This is a genomic window from Roseibium sp. (genome assembly GCF_965232425.1).
GTDB lineage: Bacteria > Pseudomonadota > Alphaproteobacteria > Rhizobiales > Stappiaceae > Roseibium.
The window spans coordinates 3,710,350-3,730,186 of the sequence record NZ_OZ246971.1; the positions used below are offsets into that span (position 1 = coordinate 3,710,350).

At 61.5% G+C, this 19,837-nt stretch carries 12 protein-coding genes; 10 read left to right on the forward strand and 2 right to left on the reverse strand.

Translation table 11 applies throughout. From position 1 onward, the window contains the following. Positions 1 to 39: 39 nt before the first annotated feature. A complete protein-coding gene (locus ACO08A_RS16980; RefSeq protein ID WP_422037163.1) occupies positions 40 to 1,578 on the reverse strand; it encodes a hypothetical protein in 1,539 nt (512 codons plus the stop codon). A 1-nt stretch (position 1,579) separates the two neighbouring features. Next, on the reverse strand, positions 1,580 to 2,635 hold the full coding sequence (locus ACO08A_RS16985; RefSeq protein WP_422037164.1) for a hypothetical protein: 1,056 nt from the start codon (positions 2,633 to 2,635) through the stop codon (positions 1,580 to 1,582). Positions 2,636 to 2,979: 344 nt separating this feature from the next. Here ACO08A_RS16985 and ACO08A_RS16990 point away from each other — a divergent pair, with 344 nt between their 5' ends. From ACO08A_RS16990 to ACO08A_RS17035, 10 genes are all read left to right on the forward strand, one after another. Further along, positions 2,980 to 5,355, forward strand: coding sequence for a glycogen/starch/alpha-glucan phosphorylase (locus ACO08A_RS16990; RefSeq protein WP_422037165.1), 2,376 nt, complete (start codon positions 2,980 to 2,982; stop codon positions 5,353 to 5,355). A gap of 8 nt (positions 5,356 to 5,363) precedes the next feature. Next, positions 5,364 to 7,562 (forward strand): 1,4-alpha-glucan branching protein GlgB, encoded by a 2,199-nt coding sequence (gene glgB / locus ACO08A_RS16995; RefSeq protein ID WP_422037166.1) that lies wholly within the window; start codon positions 5,364 to 5,366, stop codon positions 7,560 to 7,562. Positions 7,563 to 7,590: 28 nt separating this feature from the next. Next, entirely contained in the window at positions 7,591 to 8,853 is a 1,263-nt protein-coding gene (glgC, locus tag ACO08A_RS17000; RefSeq protein ID WP_422037167.1) for a glucose-1-phosphate adenylyltransferase, read from the forward strand. 2 nt (positions 8,854 to 8,855) lie between these two features. Continuing rightward, positions 8,856 to 10,310 (forward strand): glycogen synthase GlgA, encoded by a 1,455-nt coding sequence (gene glgA / locus ACO08A_RS17005; RefSeq protein ID WP_422037168.1) that lies wholly within the window; start codon positions 8,856 to 8,858, stop codon positions 10,308 to 10,310. Then, positions 10,307 to 12,406 (forward strand): glycogen debranching protein GlgX, encoded by a 2,100-nt coding sequence (gene glgX, locus ACO08A_RS17010; RefSeq protein ID WP_422037169.1) that lies wholly within the window; start codon positions 10,307 to 10,309, stop codon positions 12,404 to 12,406. Before glgA ends, glgX begins: the two co-directional genes overlap by 4 nt. After that, on the forward strand, positions 12,403 to 14,409 hold the full coding sequence (gene malQ / locus ACO08A_RS17015) for a 4-alpha-glucanotransferase (protein WP_422037170.1): 2,007 nt from the start codon (positions 12,403 to 12,405) through the stop codon (positions 14,407 to 14,409). Before glgX ends, malQ begins: the two co-directional genes overlap by 4 nt. 1 nt (position 14,410) lies before the next feature. Beyond that, complete coding sequence (locus ACO08A_RS17020) at positions 14,411 to 16,039, forward strand: alpha-D-glucose phosphate-specific phosphoglucomutase (protein ID WP_422037171.1); 1,629 nt, start codon at positions 14,411 to 14,413, stop codon at positions 16,037 to 16,039. Positions 16,040 to 16,235: 196 nt separating this feature from the next. Continuing rightward, positions 16,236 to 16,823 (forward strand): ANTAR domain-containing response regulator, encoded by a 588-nt coding sequence (locus tag ACO08A_RS17025; RefSeq protein WP_306141629.1) that lies wholly within the window; start codon positions 16,236 to 16,238, stop codon positions 16,821 to 16,823. Between the two features lie 61 nt (positions 16,824 to 16,884). Beyond that, positions 16,885 to 17,991, forward strand: a complete 1,107-nt coding sequence (locus ACO08A_RS17030) for a CmpA/NrtA family ABC transporter substrate-binding protein (RefSeq protein ID WP_422037172.1) — start codon at positions 16,885 to 16,887, stop codon at positions 17,989 to 17,991. Between the two features lie 417 nt (positions 17,992 to 18,408). Beyond that, positions 18,409 to 19,761, forward strand: a complete 1,353-nt coding sequence (locus tag ACO08A_RS17035) for a CmpA/NrtA family ABC transporter substrate-binding protein (protein WP_422041770.1) — start codon at positions 18,409 to 18,411, stop codon at positions 19,759 to 19,761. Positions 19,762 to 19,837 lie beyond the last annotated feature (76 nt).

Below are 19,837 nucleotides of genomic sequence, written 5' to 3' on the forward strand. Positions count from 1 at the left end.
GGGGTTGACCGGCGTCGGACGATTTGCTTACGGCTGCTCTCAGGATGTCCCGATCCGTTGCTTCTCTGCAATCAGGACCAGCGTCGTGCCAAGCGAACTCGCCTGTTCCCGCAGGTCTTCGAGCAGGTCGCTTTCACCGAGGAGACGGTCGTCGTGAACCACGAGCAGGCGCGGTTGCCGGAGCAGGGCGCGCGCGATGCGAATGCGGATCTGGTCCCTGTCGGACCGGGCACGGGAGGCCGCGGCCGTTGTTGCCGGAACAAGACCGGGAAACCTGCCGAGAATGTCCGTCTCCCCGGCCTTGCCCTTTACCCGGGACCCGAGCACAACAGCCGGCTGGTTCTTCTGATAGACCGGGATCCCGTTGATGGGGGAAATGAGCGTCACGCTGCGCCAGAGCGCTTTCCGGCCAATATCGGCGAACGAATGATCGGCAAGCCGGATGGCCGCCTGTGCCCCTGCCTGCGTCAGGCCGCACAAACACAGGGCAACGTGCCGCCGGTCCTGCGGATCGTCCAGTTCCAGCCAGGTGCAGCCTGCCGGCTTGATCAGACCTGAGAACCGGTCGCCGGACGGGAGCTCCAGAGCGGAGATTTCAATGGGGTGAGACCAATCGGGTTCCAGGCGCCGGCCGGTTTCCAGGGGTGCCAGCGGCGGGATGCCGAAAACGCGGGCGAGCTTTTCGCGCGCAACCTTGTTTGCCTCGAAGTATTCCAGGCCCGCCGCGCCGGCTTCCAGCTGGGCTGCCAGAAAGGCGAAAATCAGCAGGAACTGAGCAATCGCATCCGTATCGATGCCACCGGACAGCGCGTAGGAGATGACCGCGACAGGAAACGTTGCCCGGCTTGCCGCCCGCATCGTTCCGGACCAGGTTGCGCGGGAAACGAGCAGCGAGCAGACGTCTGTGCTCTTGACGGCCAGCCGGTCGAGAATGGGTGTCAGCTTCCCGTGCAGCAGGAGGGGAAGGCGTTCTGGCAACGTTCTTCCCAGCAGGATCGCGATATTGCCGCGCCTTTGCCGCGATGTCCTGATGCTCCTGCGCAGGCCGGGCATCGCCAGTGCCGTCCCGAGTACCCAGACGGCGAGTCCCACGGTCAGGGGGACCAGGTAGGACGGGCGCAGCGCGACGATCCAGCCTGCGAGCGTCATCAGCGTCGCTCCCAACGTCACGAGCGCAATCAATCCCCTGGAGAGCCACAGCTTCACGGCTCCAAGGTCATTGACGAGCCTTGTCAGGGACAGGCCTGTCGCGGGTGATTTTCCGTCGAAGGGCAGCAGGAGGACATGGCGGGCATAGGCCAGTCTCACGTCGTGAACATAGGAAAGTGCAAACCGTTCGGCGCCCCGGTTTTGAAGAATGAAGGCGCCGAGTGTGACAAGCGTGGATATGCAGAGCACCATCAGGACCGGGGCGCCGTGAACGTCGGGTTTGCCGGTCAGCAAGGCGGCCGAACCGGTCGACAGCGCGATTGCGCCCAGTGTCTGCGCGAAGCCGGTCAGGACCAGCCAGGCGCAGACCAGGCCGCGCCGGGCATTCCATACCGGTGGAAGGCCCGGCTTTGTGGGCCGGTGGCTCATGTCACTGCGCCACCGCGAGTTGCCCGCAGAGCGTCTGCTCCATGATGTCGGATATCGTGCCCGGTGAGTGCAGATCGGGCAGGGAAAAGGCGGGAATGTCCACGTTCATGATGATTTCGCGCACCGCAAGCGGTGACTGCATGACCGCTCCCGACACACCGAGAACCCGGTAATCCAGTTCCTGCAGGCTTCTGGTACCGGCGACGGCGCCAAGGGCATCTCCTGCCGCGAAAACGACACCGTCAAAGAGCGAATGCATCAGGGGGCTTGCCGCGATCTGGCGGGTCTCTTCCTGAAACAATCCATCGGCGATCTCGACGACGGCGACATCGCATTGCGATCTGTAGAGGGTCCGCAACAGGTTTCGTGTCGTGCCGACGATCTTGTCGAGCGGGGTCCCGAAGGTCGTTGCAAGGCCACCGTCCGTGAAATCGAGGACCTTTGCAGCGCCGGAGTCGTGCATCAGCCAGGGATCACCGCCGGCGGCGGTGCCGGTGACTTTCAGTGCTCCGACCCTGTACCCGCTCTTTGCGAAGCCGTGCACGAGCGCGGCGGCCGTGGCCGTCTTGCCTGCATTCATGGATGTGCCGAAGACACCGAACACACAGGAGGGCATGGAACATGCGATCGTCGGCAGGGCGTAGTCGGTGAGGTTAAGGGCCTGGCCATCGGCCGCGCACAAAACGCCGACCGGTTCCACGACGGTCGGACCGGACAGTCTGTCATGCCAGGAGGCTGCCTTGGCGGCAATGCCGCCCGCGGCCACCATGTGGCAGGTTTCCAGCTTTTCGGGAACGTAGGCTTCGTACTGGTCGGGTGCGTATCTGTTGCCGAAGGCAAGCACTATTTCATCACCTACGCGCAACGATGCCTTGCGTCCGTTCGGGAGTTCGATCCGCTTGTGCGAGCCGAGCGCCTGAACCCGCGCCAGGACGATGTCGCCCGGCTTGGGCGTGCAGGCGTTCGTTGCAAGGTGGCTGCAATCAGAAAAATTCACGCGGCGCACGGCATAGGATTTCTTGGCGGCTGTCAGCCTGGTGGGGGCAATCGGTTCCATGTCTGTCTCTCTCAACGTTTGCTACAACCGCAACGCTGCGGTCATGTGAGAAACGGGCCCGCATCGGAAAAATTCCAGGGAACATCACTTTTTTGAAAGGGATAAACCCGGACAAACCGCACGTGCTGTTGCACAGGACCGGAAAAAGTGCTTGAGCCATGACTCATGGCCGATTGCCCGCAAGCTCTGCGCCAGCGGGAAAGGGCGGTAATCGGCACCCAGTTGTGATATCGAGGTCCGCCGGCAACACCGATGGGCTCTTGAGATGAAATAGACGTCGGGGAACCGGAAGCCGTTCAGGATCGAACGCCCTTCCAGACACCGGTAAGGAAAGCGAGACAAAGTTGACGAAGACGATTGCCTCTGAAGATCTGCAATTCAACATTTTGCGCCATCTGAAGAAGTCGCTCGGCAAGGATACGGCGAATGCGACCCTCTACGACTGGCGCACGTCCCTGTCGCTGGCCTTGCGTGACCTTGTCGTCGATCCGTGGTTTCAGTCCACCCGCAAAACCTATGAAGCTGCCGGCAAGCGGGTTTACTACCTGTCGATGGAGTTCCTGATCGGCCGCCTTCTTGAAGATGTGGCCGTCAATCTCGGGGCGGAAAGCGCCTCGCGCGCGGCGTTGGAGAGCCTCGGTCTCGATTATGACGAGGTCGTCCATGACGAACCGGATGCCGCGCTCGGCAATGGCGGTCTGGGCCGGCTGGCCGCCTGTTTCCTCGACAGTCTGTCAACGCTCGGAATTCCGGCCTACGGCTACGGTATCCGCTACGAACACGGCCTGTTCGAGCAGCATTTCGAGAACGGCCGTCAGATCGAGGTGGCCGAGGGCTGGTTGTCGCAACGCCACACGTGGGAATTCGAGCGGCCGGAAGTCAACTATCCGGTCGGCTTCGGCGGGCACGCCAACGGAACCTGGGACCCCGCCGAAACGGTCATCGCCAACGCATATGACACGCCCATCCTCGGCTGGAAGGCACGCTGGGCGAACACGCTGCGGCTCTGGTCGGCGAAGCCGACGGTTCTGTTCGACCTGGGCAGTTTCAACCGCGGCGACCTCGTGGGTGCCGTGGTTCCCGAAGCCCTTGCCCGCGCGATTTCAAGGGTTCTTTATCCCGACGACACGACTGAAGCGGGCAAGGAACTCCGCCTGAAGCAGGAGTATTTTTTCACCTCCGCCTCGCTGCAGGACATTGTCCGCCGCTTCAAGTCGGAAGGGTTCGATATCGAGACCCTGTCCGATCACGTCGCCATCCAGCTCAACGATACCCATCCGGCGATTGCCGGACCCGAACTGGTGCGGCTGCTCGTGGACGAGAACGGCGTGGAGATGAAGAAGGCCATCGACATCGCCAAGGCCTGCCTCGCCTACACCAACCACACGCTGTTGCCGGAAGCGCTCGAACGGTGGGATCTCGGCCTGTTTGCGCGCACGCTGCCGCGTCATCTCCAGATCATCGAGGTCATCGAGGAAGAACATCTTGCCGCGACCGGAAGCCATGTCCGGATCATCGAGGACCATGCGGTCAAGATGGGTGAGCTTGCCTTCGTCATGGCACACCGGGTCAACGGCGTATCTGCGCTGCACTCCGAACTGGTCAAGAAAACCGTATTTCACGATCTCAACCAGACCTATCCGGACCGTATCATCAACCAGACAAACGGCGTCACGCCGCGCCGCTGGCTCTACAGCTGCAACCCGCCGCTCCGGACGCTGATCACCAAGACGATCGGGGACGGGTGGGTCGATGACCTGGAACAGCTCAGCCGCCTCGAGCCGCACATTGCAGATACGGGCTTTCTGGATGCGTTCATGGCCGCGAAACGGGCGAACAAGGAGCGGCTTGCCAGCTGGTTTGCGGAGCAGAATGATCTTCAGATCGACCCGTCCGCCATGTTCGACGTGCAGATCAAGCGGATCCATGAATACAAACGCCAGTTCATGAACATTCTGGAGACCATCGCGCACTGGAATGAAATCAGGGACAACCCCAATGGTGACTGGACGCCGAGGCTGAAGATTTTCGGCGGCAAGGCGGCGCCGGGCTACGTGGTGGCCAAGGAGATCATTCACCTGATAAACGATGTCGCCAGGGTGATCAATGCCGATCCCGTCACCCGGGACAGGCTCAAGGTCGTCTACCCGCCGAACTACAATGTCTCCATGGCGGAGATCCTGATCCCGGCTGCCGACCTTTCGGAACAGATCTCCACGGCCGGAAAGGAAGCGTCAGGCACGGGCAACATGAAGTTCGCGCTCAATGGCGCACTGACAATCGGAACGCTCGATGGCGCGAATGTGGAAATCCGCGAGCGGGTCGGTGCGGAGAATTTCTTCCTGTTCGGCCTGACGGCCGAGGAGGTGGTCGAGCGCCGGAACCAGCACGACTATTCACGTGCGGCGATCGCCGCGAGCCCGCGCCTGACGCGGGTGCTCAACCAGATCGCCGACGGATTGTTTTCACCGGGCGATCCCGGGCGCTATCATGGCCTGGTTCGCCTGTTGCACGAGCACGACTATTTTCTCGTGACCTGTGACTTCGACGGCTATTTCGACACCCAGCGGCAAGTCGATACCGCTTTTGTCGATCATGCGCGCTGGGCACGGATGGCGGCCCTGAACACGTCCCGCTCGGGATGGTTCTCGTCTGACCGGACCATCCGGGGTTATGCTGCGGATATCTGGAATACATCGTCCCTTCTGGACAGATCGTGAGGTAGGACATGAATGCGGCCGGTCGTCGCCCCTTTCAGCAGATCAGCGAAGGCAGCTTTGACGATCCCTTCTCCGTGCTGGGGTTGCATGAGACCGGCGGCAATCAGAGCCTGACCGTCTTTCACCCCGATGCGGATGAAGTCGAGGCGATCGACGCGGCGACCGGTGCACGCGTTGCCGTTCTTTCCTCACATGAAGCGCCCGGGATCTTTCATGCGGTCACCGGACGGTCGGATCGCTTCGCCTACCGGCTGCGCTTCAAACGCGGCGGCGAGACATGGGAGGCCGACGATGCCTACCGGTTCGGCCCGGTTCTAGGGGAACTCGATGAATACCTGATCGGCGAAGGCTCGCATCTGCGTCTTTGGGAAAAACTGGGTGCGCACGTGATGGAGCACGAGGGCACGCGGGGCACGCATTTCGCCGTCTGGGCACCCAATGCCCGGCGGGTTTCGCTTGTCGGAAACTTCAATTCCTGGGACGGGCGCCGAAACGTCATGCGCAGATGCGGCGGAACGGGTGTGTGGGAAATCTTCATGCCGGATCTTGGTGAAGGGGACGTCTACAAGTTCGAACTGACCGATGGCGGCGGCACGCTTCTACCCGAAAAAGCCGACCCGTTCGGGTTTGGCGCAGAACATCCGCCGAAGACGGCGTCGGTGGTGCGGGACCTCAACCGCTACACATGGCGCGACGACCGCTGGATGTCGGCACGCGGCGAAAAGCAGCGCATCGATCAGCCAATCTCGATCTATGAAGTGCATCTCGGCTCCTGGCGGCGCATTCCGGAAGACGGCAACCGGTCTCTCTCCTATCTGGAGCATGCCCGGGAGCTTGTCGCCTACGCGAAGAACATGGGCTTCACGCATATCGAACTGTTGCCTGTTTCGGAGCATCCCTTCGACGGGTCATGGGGCTATCAGCCCATCGGTCTTTTCGCCCCGACGATCCGCTACGGTACGCTCGACGAGTTCCGCGCCTTTGTCGATGCGTGCCACGAAGCCGGTCTGGGTCTGCTCATCGACTGGGTTCCAGGGCATTTCCCCGAGGACGAACACGGTCTTGGCCGTTTTGACGGTACGCCGCTCTACGAGCACGCCGATCCCAAGGAAGGCTGGCACCCCGACTGGCGGACCTACATCTACAATTACGGCCGCACGGAAGTTCAGAATTTTCTGATCGCCAATGCGCTCTACTGGATGCGCGAACACCATGTCGACGGCCTCAGGGTCGATGCGGTCGCCTCGATGCTCTACCGGGATTATTCGCGGGAAGACGGGGAATGGGTTCCGAACGAATACGGCGGACGCGAGAACCTGGAGGCGATCGACTTTCTGAAACGTGCCAACACGCTTGTCTATGCCGACATGGACGGCGTGATGACGGTTGCCGAGGAAAGCACGGCCTTTCCCGGTGTCAGCGCGCCCGCGGATGCGGGCGGTCTGGGGTTCGGCTACAAGTGGAACATGGGATGGATGAACGACACGCTCTCCTACATCAAGGAGGATCCGATCCATCGCAAATACCACCACAACAAGATCGAGTTCGGGCTGCACTACGCGTTTTCGGAGAACTTCGTTCTGCCCCTGAGCCACGACGAAGTGGTGCACGGCAAGGGATCGATCCTCGACCGGATGCCGGGCGAAGGGCCGGACAAATTCGCAAATCTGAGGGCCTATTACGGTTTCATGTGGGGGCACCCGGGCAAGAAACTGCTCTTCATGGGATCGGAATTCGGACAGGGCTGGGAATGGAACCACAACGAAAGTCTCGGCTGGCACCTTCTGGAAAATGATCTGCACAAGGGGGTCCAGAACCTGGTGCGCGATCTCAACCGTCTCTATGCGCAAACACCCGCGCTTCATGAACTCGACTGCAAGGCCGAAGGGTTTCAGTGGATGGAATCGAATGCCGATGATTCCGTCTTCGCCTGGATACGGCGCGGCAAGCCCGGCACACCTCCGGTGCTGGTGGTCAGCAATTTCACGCCGGTCATGCGCACCGGCCGCCGGATCGGCGTTCCGCAGCGCGGAAGGTGGGTGGAACGGGTCAACACGGATGCCGAGGCCTATAGCGGAAGCGGGGCCGGCAATCTGGGGGGCGTGGCAGCGGATGAAGTTGCCTGGTCCGGACAACCATTTTCGCTTTGCCTTACGCTTCCGCCTTTATGTACTCTGTTCCTCGAATGTGAAGCTCCGGCAAGCTGACCGGGCTGGCAACAGGGGAGGAACTGGGATGTCGATGCAGGATCAACGCAGTCTCGCGCGGCAGGCGATGGCATTTGTCCTTGCGGGCGGACGGGGCAGCCGGCTGAAGGAACTGACCGACCGGCGCGCGAAACCGGCCGTCTTTTTCGGCGGCAAGACGCGGATCATCGATTTCGCTCTCTCCAATTCCATCAATTCCGGGATCCGGCGCATCAGTGTCGCGACGCAATACAAGGCGCACAGCCTCATTCGCCATCTGCATCGCGGCTGGGGTTTCTTCCGGCCGGAACGTAACGAATCCATGGATATCCTGCCGGCGTCCCAGAGGGTCAACGAGGAGAGCTGGTATCTGGGCACCGCGGACGCCGTCTATCAGAACATCGACATCATCGAAAGCTACGCCCCCAAATACATGATCGTGCTTGCCGGGGATCACATCTACAAGCAGGACTACTCCAAAATGCTGGAGCAGCATGTGAATTCCGGTGCGGAGGTGACAGTCGGCTGCATCGAGGCAACGCTGGAGGAGGCCAAGGGCTTCGGCGTCATGGCCGTCGACGAAAACGACCTGATCACCGACTTTGTCGAAAAACCCGCCGATCCGCCGTCAATGCCGGGCAATCCGGACCAGGCGCTCTGCAGCATGGGCATCTACGTTTTCGAGACAAAGTTCCTGTTCGATGTCCTGCGCGAAGATGCTGCCGATCCCAGTTCGAGCCACGATTTCGGCAAGGACATCATTCCGAAACTGGTCAAGAACGGCAAAGCCTTTGCGCATCCCTTCAGCCGTTCCTGCGTGCAAAGCGGCCTCGAAAAAGAACCGTACTGGCGCGATGTGGGCACAATCGACGCCTTCTGGCAGGCCAATCTTGACCTCACCGATTTCACGCCCAGCCTCGATATCTACGATACCGAGTGGCCGATCTGGACCTACCAGGAACTCAATCCGCCTGCGAAATTCATTCACAACGAGGAAGGCCGGCGCGGGCAGGCCATTTCCTCCATGGTGTCCGGCGGCTGCATCATCTCCGGCTCCAGCCTGTTGCGGTGCCTGATGTTCACGGGTGTGCGCTGCAATTCCTATTCACGCCTTGAAGGTGTCGTCGCGATGCCGCATGTCGATATCGGCCGGAATGCCCGGCTGACAAACGTTGTCATTGACAGGGGTGTCCAGATCCCTCAGGACCTCGTGGTCGGCGAAGACCCGGAAATGGACGCCAAGCGGTTCCGCCGGACGGAGAACGGGGTCTGCCTGATCACGCAGCAGATGATAGACAAACTCGAGGCCTGAAGATGAACGTCCTCCTTGTTGCTTCCGAATGCGCGCCATTCGTAAAAACCGGAGGACTTGCCGATGTCGTCGGTGCATTGCCGAAAGCGCTCGAACCGCATGGTGTCAGCAGCCGCATCATCCTGCCGCTTTACCCGGCACTGAAAGGACTCGCCGGCAAGGCGCACTTCGAGCTGGACCTCGGGGTTCTGCACGGCAGTCCCGCGCGTCTCCTTTGCGTCGAGGCTGAGGGGATTTCACTGATCCTGCTGGATGCGCCCGGTCTCTACGACCGGGGTGCGGGGATCTATCTCGATGAAAGCGGGGAAGACTGGTCCGACAACGCGCAACGCTTCGCCGCGCTCTGCGAGGCCGCCGTTCGTGTCGCGCTCAACGGCATCGATGGCTGGCGGCCCGATATCCTGCACGCTCATGACTGGCAGGCGGGTCTTGCTCCCTGGCACCTTCACCAGGAAGGGGCCGATATTCCCTGCGTGCTGACCATCCACAACATCGCCTTCCAGGGCCTGTTTCCTTCGGACCTGACGGACGAGCTGAAACTCGATCCGGACGGGTTCTCTCCAGAAGGCTATGAGTATTACGGCCAGATCAGCTTTCTGAAGGCGGGGGTTGTCGCGTCAAAACGCATCACGACGGTCAGCCCGACCTATGCACGCGAGCTGATGTCACCGGAATTCGGCATGGGGTTCGACGGTCTCCTTCAGGCGCGCAGGGCCGACCTTACCGGGATCCTCAACGGGATTGATCTTGAGGTCTGGGATCCGCAGACGGACCCGGCAATCGCAGAGAATTACACGGCGCGAACGCTCAAACGCAAAGCCGTCAATCGGGCAGCGCTCGAAAAACGGTTCAGCCTTGCTGCAAACCCCGACGCCCCGCTGTTCTGTGTCATCAGCCGCCTGACGGAACAAAAGGGGCTGGACCTGCTTCTGGATGCCTTGCCGACCCTGGTCGGGAGGGGCGGCCGGCTGGCGTTGCTTGGAAGCGGCGGCAGCCAGCTGGAGGACGCGTTTCGCAGCGCTGCGGTCGCGCATGCCGGAAGCGTCGGTGCGATCATCGGCTATGACGAGAAGCTCTCCCATCTGATGCAGGCGGGTGCCGACGCGATCCTGATCCCCTCGCGTTTCGAACCGTGCGGTCTCACCCAGCTCTACGGGCTTCGCTACGGGACCCTTCCGGTCGTGTCGCGCACAGGTGGTCTCGCGGATACGGTCATCGATGCCAATGATGCTGCCATCAAGGCCGGATGCGCGACCGGCTTCCAGTTTGCGCCGGTGACCACAGCAGCCCTCTCAGACGCCATCGACCGTGCCTGCACCCTGTTTGCGGACCGCAAGCGCTGGGCGGCACTGATGCGCAACGCGATGCGCCACCCGGTTGGCTGGGACAGCTCGGCCACCGAGTATGAGGCCCTGTTTCGGTCTCTTTTTGACAGCCGAAGCGAGGGTGCCGGATGAGCACACAGATGCTGCCGGGTTCACCAAACCGGCTGGGCGCCCGTTTTGACGGCGAAGGTACCAATTTTGCGCTTTTTTCGGCCAACGCGCAGAAGGTGGAGCTTTGTCTCTTTTCCGCCGATGGCGCCAGCGAGACCGCACGGGTCGCCCTGCCGGAGCGCAGCGGCCCTGTCTGGCACGGCTATCTGCCGGGCGTTCAGCCCGGAACGCTGTACGGATACCGGGTGCACGGGCCGTATGCGCCCGAGCATGGACATCGTTTCAATCCGAACAAGCTGCTTCTGGACCCTTATGCGCGGGAGTTGCGGGGGGCGTTCCGGCAGCATGAAGCCCTTCTCGGCTTCGACCCCTCCGATCCTGCAGGCGATCTCTCGTTCAGTTCGCTGGACAGCGCCGCCTATGTCCCGAAAGCGGTGGTGAGCGCGCCAGAGCCCCTTGTTCCCGGTGCGGAGCGGCCGCACTGGCGGCCGAACGAGATGCTGATCTACGAGGCCCATGTGAAGGGGTTGACCAAACAGTTCGGTGGTGTTCCGGAGGCGCTCCGCGGGACCTATGAGGGTCTGGCCTCGGATGCGGTGCTTGAACACTTGCAGAAACTCGGCGTCACCTCCATCGAGCTTCTTCCCGTTCATGCATTTGTCGATGACGCCTTCCTTGCAAAGAAGGGTCTCAGGAACTACTGGGGCTACAACACGATCGGGTTTTTCGTGCCCGAACCGCGATACCACGGACCGGCAGGGCGGGCCGGGTTCCGGGCGATGGTCGAACGGTTCCACGCAGCGGACATCGAGGTGATCCTCGATGTGGTCTACAACCACACGGCGGAAGGGGATCACCGGGGACCGACGTTCAATTTTCGCGGCATCGACAATGCGTCCTACTACCGTCTGATACAGGGTCAGTCCCGCTACTATGTGAATGACACGGGGACCGGGAACACCGTCAATGCCTCCCATCCGTTCGTGCTGCGCATGATCCTCGACAGTCTGCGCTACTGGGTCGAGGTCATGGGTGTCGACGGTTTCCGGTTCGATCTGGCAACAACGCTCGGCCGAGAAGCGCACGGCTTCGACCCGAACGGCGGATTTTTTGACGCCCTGAGGCAGGACCCGGTTCTTGCCGATGTGCACCTCATCGCAGAGCCCTGGGATATTGGACCGGGCGGATACCAGCTCGGCCAGTTTCCGCCCGAATTCAGTGAGTGGAACGATCGGTTCCGCGATACGAGCCGCCGCTATTGGCGCGGTGACGATCACAGCACCCAGGAACTGGCGGGCTGCGTTCTGGGGTCTGCAAGCCAGTTCGACCGGGACAGCCGCCGGGCGTCGTCTTCCGTCAATCTGATCACCGCACATGACGGTTTCACACTGGCCGACGTGACCCGCTATTCGCGGCGTCACAACATGGCGAACGGCGAAGACGGCCGAGATGGTCACAACGCAAATTTCAGCGACAATTTCGGGGTTGAGGGCGACAGCGACGATCCCTTGATCGTGGCCAACAGATCGCGCCGTCAACGCAATCTGCTGGCAACGCTGTTTCTGTCTCAAGGCACACCGATGCTGCTTGCGGGCGACGAAATCGGCAACAGCCAGAGCGGCAACAACAATGCCTATTGCCAGGACAACCCGATCGGCTGGATCGACTGGGAAAACCGGGACGACGCGCTTGCCGACTTCGTCGCCGGGCTTGCAGCGCTGCGCAAGAGCCACTCCAGCCTGAGGCAATCCCGGTTCCTGCACGGCGCGACGCGCGCGCTCGATGGGCTGCCGGATGTCGAGTGGCTGGACTTCAACTGCAGGCCGCTCGACTGGCGGGACCCGGGGTTGTCGTCCTTCGCCCTGATCCTCAGGGGATCGGGTGAATGCCCGCAGGAAGCCCAGGTTCACGACACGTTGCTGCTGTTGTTCAACCGCGATGGTGACGACCTGAACGCACGGTTGCCCGATGCAGCAGAAGGCTTCTTCTGGCGGCTTGAACTGGACACCTCGGCCGACGAGGCCTTCCCGAAATCCGAAGCCGCGGTAGACATGGTTCCTGTCCGGGGACAATCGGTTGCCGTTCTGGCCCTGATCGCGTCAGGCGGCGGCGCATGAGCGGGACTGCGTTACACGAACTGGCGGCGCTCTGCGGCGTGCTCCCGGTCTTTTACAATCTGGACGGCAATGAGCACCGAACCGGCGACGATACCCGGCGCGCAATGCTCCGGGCGATGCGGATCAGCGCTGAAACCGACACGGAGGCGGAGCGCGCTCTGGAGCTTCTCCGGTCGGAGCGGGACGCTCACATCGTATCGCCCGAATTTGTCGTGACCGCCGGGCACGGCGCGACTATTCCGGTCAGGCAATCCTGTGACTGGTCGCTGAGCGACGAAGACGGCCGGAAGATCGTGGAGGGCTTTGCCGAGCACCATGTGGATCTGCCTCCGCTGGAGGTGGGGGTCTATTTCCTGAGCGTCGCCACCGGTGACCGCACACAGGTTGCCCTCGTCCCCGCCGCTCCGGAACGCACGCCTTCGCTCGCATCGCGCCTCGGAACGGAGCGCGTCTGGGGCGTCACTGCCGCCCTTTACGGTTTGAAATCCGAACGCAATCTCGGGATGGGTGACTATGCCGATCTTGCTACGCTTGCCGGAACGCTCGGGCAGAAGGGGGCCAGTTTTCTCGGCATCAATCCGATCCATGACTGGGGCTGGTCGACAACCGACATTGCCAGTCCCTATTCACCGTCGCACCGCGGTTTTCTGAATACGCTGCATATCGCCGCTGACGGCATTCCAGGTCTTGCAGAAAACCAACGGGCAGCGGAGCTTGTGGGCCGGGTCCGTGACGCGGCCGATCGGGACGTCCGCGCTATCGACTATCAGCAGTACCGCGCGCGGCTGCAGCCCTTGCTGAGAGATCTGTTCGCTCTATTCATGCAGGACGCGGACGAAGGTGCCCGATCACGCTTCCGTCTTTTCGATCAGGCCGGCGGGGATGACCTGCAGCTTTTCGCCGTTTATGAAACGCTCGCCGTGACACATGGCGAGAACTGGCAGCTCTGGCCCGATGCGATCCGGGACCCGAAAACGGCTCCGCACTCTAGCGTCGATCCGCAGGAGACCGATTTTCACAAGTGGCTGCAGTGGGTCGCGAATGCGCAGCTGGAGCGGATTTCAAGTGCACATTCCATGCCGCTCGGGCTGTACCTGGACCTTGCCGTGGGTGCCCGCCGCGACGGGGCCGAAGCCTGGATGGGCCAGGACAGCCTGGCGACCGGGGTCTCCCTCGGCGCACCGCCGGACCATCTCAGTCCAGAAGGCCAGAACTGGCAATTGGCCGCCTTCGCGCCGTTGCTGAGCGCAAAAACGCACTATCACAATCTGCGCAGCGTGCTCCGGCAAACCATGCGGTCCGCCGGGATCATCCGCATCGACCACGTGCTCGGTCTGAACCGCAGCTTCTGGATCCCGGATGACGGCAGCCCAGGGGCCTATGTTCAGCAGCCGTTCGAGACACTGCTTGCACTGGTCGGGATAGAGGCGCATCGCGCCGACTGTGTCGTGGTCGGTGAGGATCTCGGGCTGGTTCCGGACGGGTTCCGCGACGCGCTCAGTGCGCGCGGCCTCTACGGATATTCCGTTCTGCAATACGAGAAGGAACCGGACGGGTCTTTCCGCGATCCGGCCCATCTGCGCCCTCACAGTCTGGCGTGTTTCGCAACGCACGATACGCCGACGCTCCACGGCTACTGTGCGGGACGGGACATCGACTGGTGGCAAAGGCTCGGCTGGATCGACGCAGATGGGGCCGGGCGCCTGCGTGAAGACCGCCGATCTTCGGTCGCGGCTCTCGTTCCGGACGGGAGCGAGCCCGGACCGGCCGTTCACGCCCGGCTGGCGCACGCGCCCGTTGCCATGACGTCGGTGCAGCTTGACGACATACTCGGCGAGGAAGAGGCGCAGAATTTGCCGGGGACGATCGACGAACATTCAAACTGGCGTCGCATCTATGATGCACCGCTTGAAACTCTCGGCGGTGTTCCAGCCCTCAACGAGACGGCAGGGATCATGCACGCTGCAGGACGCGCAAATACCTATCCGGACGGAGACGACTGACATGGACATCAAAGTGGTTGCAACCAAACCGATTGACGGACAGAAGCCCGGAACATCCGGTTTGCGCAAAAAGACACGGGTCTTCATGGAGCCGCACTACCTCGAAAATTTCGTTCAGTCCGTGTTCGAGGCGATCGGCGGGGCAGCGGGCAAGACGTTCGTGGTCGGCGGCGATGGCCGCTATTTCAATGCCGAAGCGATCCAGACCATCCTGCGCATGGCAGCCGCAAACGGTGCGGAAAGGGTCATTGCCGGGCGGGGCGGGCTTCTGTCGACACCGGCTGCGTCTCATCTGATCCGCAAGAATTCGACGGATGGCGGCCTGATCCTGTCCGCGAGCCACAATCCCGGCGGCATCGACGAGGATTTCGGCCTCAAGTTCAATATCCCGAACGGCGGCCCGGCCCCCGAAGGAGTGACGGAAGCCATCTATGAGGCGACGAAGACGATCTCCCAATATGTCACGGTCGAGACGCCGGACGCGGATCTCGATCGTCTTGGAAACCAGAAGATCGGCGGCATGATCCTCACGATCGTCGATCCGGTGACGGATTACGAAGCCCTCATGAAGGAACTGTTCGATTTCGACGCGATCCGCGCGCTTATCGCGTCCGGGTTCCGCGTCCGCTTCGATGCGATGCATGCGATCACAGGCCCCTACGCAAGGGCGATCCTCGAAGGCTCTCTGGGGGCGCCGGCAGGAAGCGCGATCAATGCCGAGCCATCCGTCGATTTCGGCGGCGGGCACCCGGACCCGAACCCGGCCTGGGCCAAGGAACTGATGGCCGAACTGATGAGCGATGCCGGGCCCGATTTCGGGGCGGCCTCGGACGGTGACGGCGACAGGAACATGATCCTCGGCCGGAACTTCTACGTTTCGCCCTCCGACAGTCTTGCCGTCCTGACGGCAAACGCGCATCTGGCGCCCGGATATGCAAACGGTATTTCAGGCGTTGCCCGTTCGATGCCGACCAGCGGCGCTGCCGACCGGGTCGCCGATGATCTCGGCATCGAGTGTTTCGAAACGCCCACCGGGTGGAAATTCTTCGGCAACCTGCTCGACGCCGGACGCGCGACGATCTGCGGCGAGGAGAGCTTCGGAACGGGCTCCAATCACGTGCGCGAGAAAGACGGGCTCTGGGCCGTCCTGTTGTGGCTGAATATCCTGGCGGCCAGAAAGTGCTCGGTTGGCGACCTGGTTCAGGATCACTGGAAGAAATACGGCCGGAACTATTATTCCCGGCACGATTTCGAGGCGCTGCCGAACGCGGACGCGAGCGCATTGATGGATCGTGTGACCAGTCAATTGACTTCGCTCGCCGGGCAGTCCGTAGCCGGTCTGACCGTCGAGAGTGCCGACAGCTTTGCCTATGAAGATCCGATCGACGGATCGAAAAGCAGCAATCAGGGACTGCGTATCCGCTTCACAAACGGCGCGCGTGCCGTCTTCAGGCTGTCTGGAACCGGAACCGAAGGGGCGACCCTGCGGCTCTACATCGAACAGCTGGAAACCGATCCGGGCAAGCTGGACCAGGACGTCCAGTCAGCGCTCGCGCCGGTGATCGCGGCAGCGCATGAAATTGCCGGTATCGCTCAATTGAACCGAGCCGGTCCGGACGTCATCACCTGACGCCTTCATGCTGTTCGCGTCCAGGGACGTCTGAACGTCCCTTGACGCCTTTTTCATCGGGATTTCGGGCGTTCTGACGCGCTGGATCTCTCGCGGGAGGCGGGAGCGCACGCTGCCTTGTTGACAGCAGGTGTGAAATTCTATTGCACTGCAACAAAATTATTGCACAAAAAATGGCTCTGCGCATAATGCGGGCATGAGTAGCGGAATTTCGATCCTCGTCATCGATGATAACAAGATCCGGGCGTCCATCATCGAAGAGGGGCTGCGCGATGCCGGACATGACGAAGTGCTTCTCGTTCACAACATGGACGGGCTTGTCCGCCAGATCTCGGAAATCAATCCGGACGTGATCGTGATTGATCTTGAAAATCCCAATCGCGATCAGCTGGAGCACATGTTCCAGGTCTCAAGAGCCGTCAGAAGACCGGTCGCCATGTTCGTGGACAAGGCCGACAGCCAGTCGATCGAGGCGGCCGTGGACGCCGGTGTGTCCGCCTATGTGGTCGACGGCCTCAAACGCGAACGGGTCAAGCCCATCCTGGATATGGCCGTCAGCCGCTTCAACGCGTTTTCAAAACTCTCAAAGGAGCTGGAGGACGCGCGCACGGAGCTGGCCGACCGGAAAACCATCGACCGCGCGAAGGGTATCCTGATGAAATCGAAGGGGCTGTCCGAACAGGCGGCTTACGATCTCCTGCGACGGACGGCGATGAACCAGAGCCGGAAGATCATCGATGTGGCGCAAAGCCTCGTCATCGCCAGCGGCCTGCTGGGAGATTGAACATGTCAAACCAGAATACCTGCCGGGGAGAGGCGGCCAGATCGGAAATCGGAGGAACGTCGTGGGGCAGCTGACACCCGTATTTGCAGGCTTCATTCCACTTCTGGACAGCGCGGTTCTTGTCGCTGCCAGGGAGATCGGGTTCGCGGAAGAAGAAGGGATCGCGCTCAAACTGGTGCGCGAATCTTCTTGGGCCAACATTCGCGACCGGGTCGCCGTCGGTCACTTCGACGTTGCCCACATGCTCGCGCCCATGCCGATCGCCGCGAGCCTGAACCTGACCAGTCTCGCCGTTCCCATGCTGGCCCCGATGATCCTGGGGCTCGGCGGCAATGCCATCACGGTGTCAACGGCGCTCTGGCGGGAAATGGCGGATCTCGGATCAGACCGGAACGGTGATCCGGCCTCGACCGGGACGGCTCTGGCGAAGGCGGTTGCGCGGCGGGGCGACGATACCCAAAGCCTCTTGCGGTTCGGGGTCGTGCACCCGTTTTCCGGTCACGCCTACGAATTGCGCTACTGGCTCGCCGCGGCGGATATCGACCCGGACAAGGATGTCGAGATCACGGTTTTGCCGCCGCAGCTCATGGCCGACGCGCTGGCGGCCGGGCAACTGGACGGATACTGCGTCGGGGAGCCCTGGAACACGGCAGCCGTTGCCGCCGGGACCGGCCGTATCGTCACCTACAAGCAGGCGATCTGGCCGGATAGCCCCGAGAAGGTGCTGGGCGTGACGCGAAAGTGGGCGCACTCGAGCCCCGAAACACTGGCAGCCCTGATGCGGGCCATGTCGCGCGCGGCAGACTGGTGCTCAGATCCTGCGAATGTGGACCACCTGACAGGTTTGCTTGCAGGACCGGATTACCTGGCCTGTTCACCGGATCTCTGCCGCCCGGCACTCAGCGGCGATGTGCGCCTGGGGGCGACCACATCGGTTGCGCGTCCCGACTTCCTGAAGTTCTCCGGCGGACTGGCCGCGGCGCCGTCGCCCGTTCACGGAAAGTGGTTCTATGACCAGATGGTCAGATGGGGGCAGGCGAATTATTCGGCATCCGGCGAAGCCGATGTCCTGGAAATTTTCTCCCCCGCGCTCTACCGGGATGCCTTGCAGATCGGTGCGGCGCCGGTGGAAAAATCGATCCGGCTGTTTGACAGCGCACCGGCATGACAGGGGCTTGCAGAGCGCATCCGGTGAGCGAGTATCAGAATGTGTGCGCTGCACAAAAAACTGTCACTTGCCTCAATTGTCAGCCAACAATTCGTGCACCCGGTGCCGTGATGCAAAATTGGGCGTATGGGTAAAATAATGAAAAACAAGAAGAAATGGTGTTTCGACCGAGTTGGCACGCTTCATGCTAACAATATCTCGTGGCCGACGCTGGCCTAAATCATATCGCGTCCATTGACGGACGCCCAGGCAAAGCCGCCGTTCTGGTCTGCACCTCTCCTCCCTTTCGCAGACCAAGACGGCGGCTTTTTCATTTTGAGCCGGCGTCCGGACAAGGGCGCAAAAGACAAGAGGGAACAGGACGTGACGAACACGAAAAAATTCCAGATGACCCGCCGGCTGGCGTTGGGGGCCCTGATGGCCGCAACGGCCTTTGTGCCGGCTTCGTCTGCATTTGCGGAAATGCTCGATGTCGAGAAAGACGAACTCACCTTCGGTTTCATCAAGCTGACCGACATGGCACCGCTCGCAGTCGCTTACGAACTCGGTTATTTCGAAGAAGAAGGCCTGTTCGTGACGCTTGAGCCGCAGGCCAACTGGAAGGTGCTTCTGGACCGGGTCATCACCGGTGAGCTGGACGGCGCGCACATGCTTGCAGGTCAGCCGCTGGCGGCAACGATCGGCTTCGGCACCAAGGCGCACATCGTGACGCCGTTCTCCATGGACCTCAACGGCAACGGCATCACCGTTTCCAACGAGATCTGGGAAATGATGAAGCCGCATATCGAAATGCAGGATGACGGCAAGCCTGTCCATCCGATCAAGGCGTCTGCGCTGAAACCGGTGGTCGATCAGTTCATCGATGAAGGCAAGCCATTCAACATGGGCATGGTCTTCCCGGTCTCGACCCATAACTATGAACTGCGGTACTGGCTGGCGTCCGGGGACATTCACCCGGGCTTTTACTCCAAGACCGATATTTCAGGCCAGATCCAGGGCGAGGCCCTGCTTTCGGTGACGCCGCCGCCGCAGATGCCGGCAACGCTCGAAGCCGGCACGATCTACGGCTATTGCGTCGGCGAACCGTGGAACCAGCAGGCGGTCTTCAAGGGGATCGGCGTTCCGGTCATCACGGACTACCAGATCTGGAAGAACAATCCGGAAAAGGTCTTCGGCCTGACCAAGGAGTTCACCGAAGAGAACCCGAATACCACGCTTGCCATCACCAAGGCGCTGATCCGTGCCGCCAAGTGGCTGGATGAAAACGACAACGCCAACCGGATGGAAGCCGTCGAGATCCTTGCCAGGTCCGAATATGTCGGCGCCGACGCGGAAGTGATCGCGAACTCCATGACGGGAACGTTCGAATTCGAGAAAGGCGACAAGCGGGAAATCCCGGACTTCAACGTGTTCTACCGTTACTATGCGACCTACCCGTACTACTCCGACGCCGTCTGGTACCTGACGCAGATGCGCCGCTGGGGCCAGATCCCGGAGCACAAGCCGGACAGCTGGTACGATGAAGTCGCCAAGTCGGTCTATCTGCCGGAAACCTATCTGAAAGCCGCCCGCCTGCTGGTCGAGGAAGGCCATGTCGCCGAAGAGGACTTCCCGTGGGATTCCGACGGCTACCGCGCCCCGACGCCGGCAGCCGACATCATCGACGGCATTCCCTACGACGGAAAACAGCCGAACGCCTATATCGACAGCCTGCCGATCGGCCTGAAAGGCAAGCAGATCGTCGACGGTAACGAAGTCGTCGGTGGCTGATCCGGACATCCGGAGCAGCGGGCGTCCCGTCCGCTGCTCCCCTTCTGAAATTTCCAATTCAAAATAGTGGACGCTC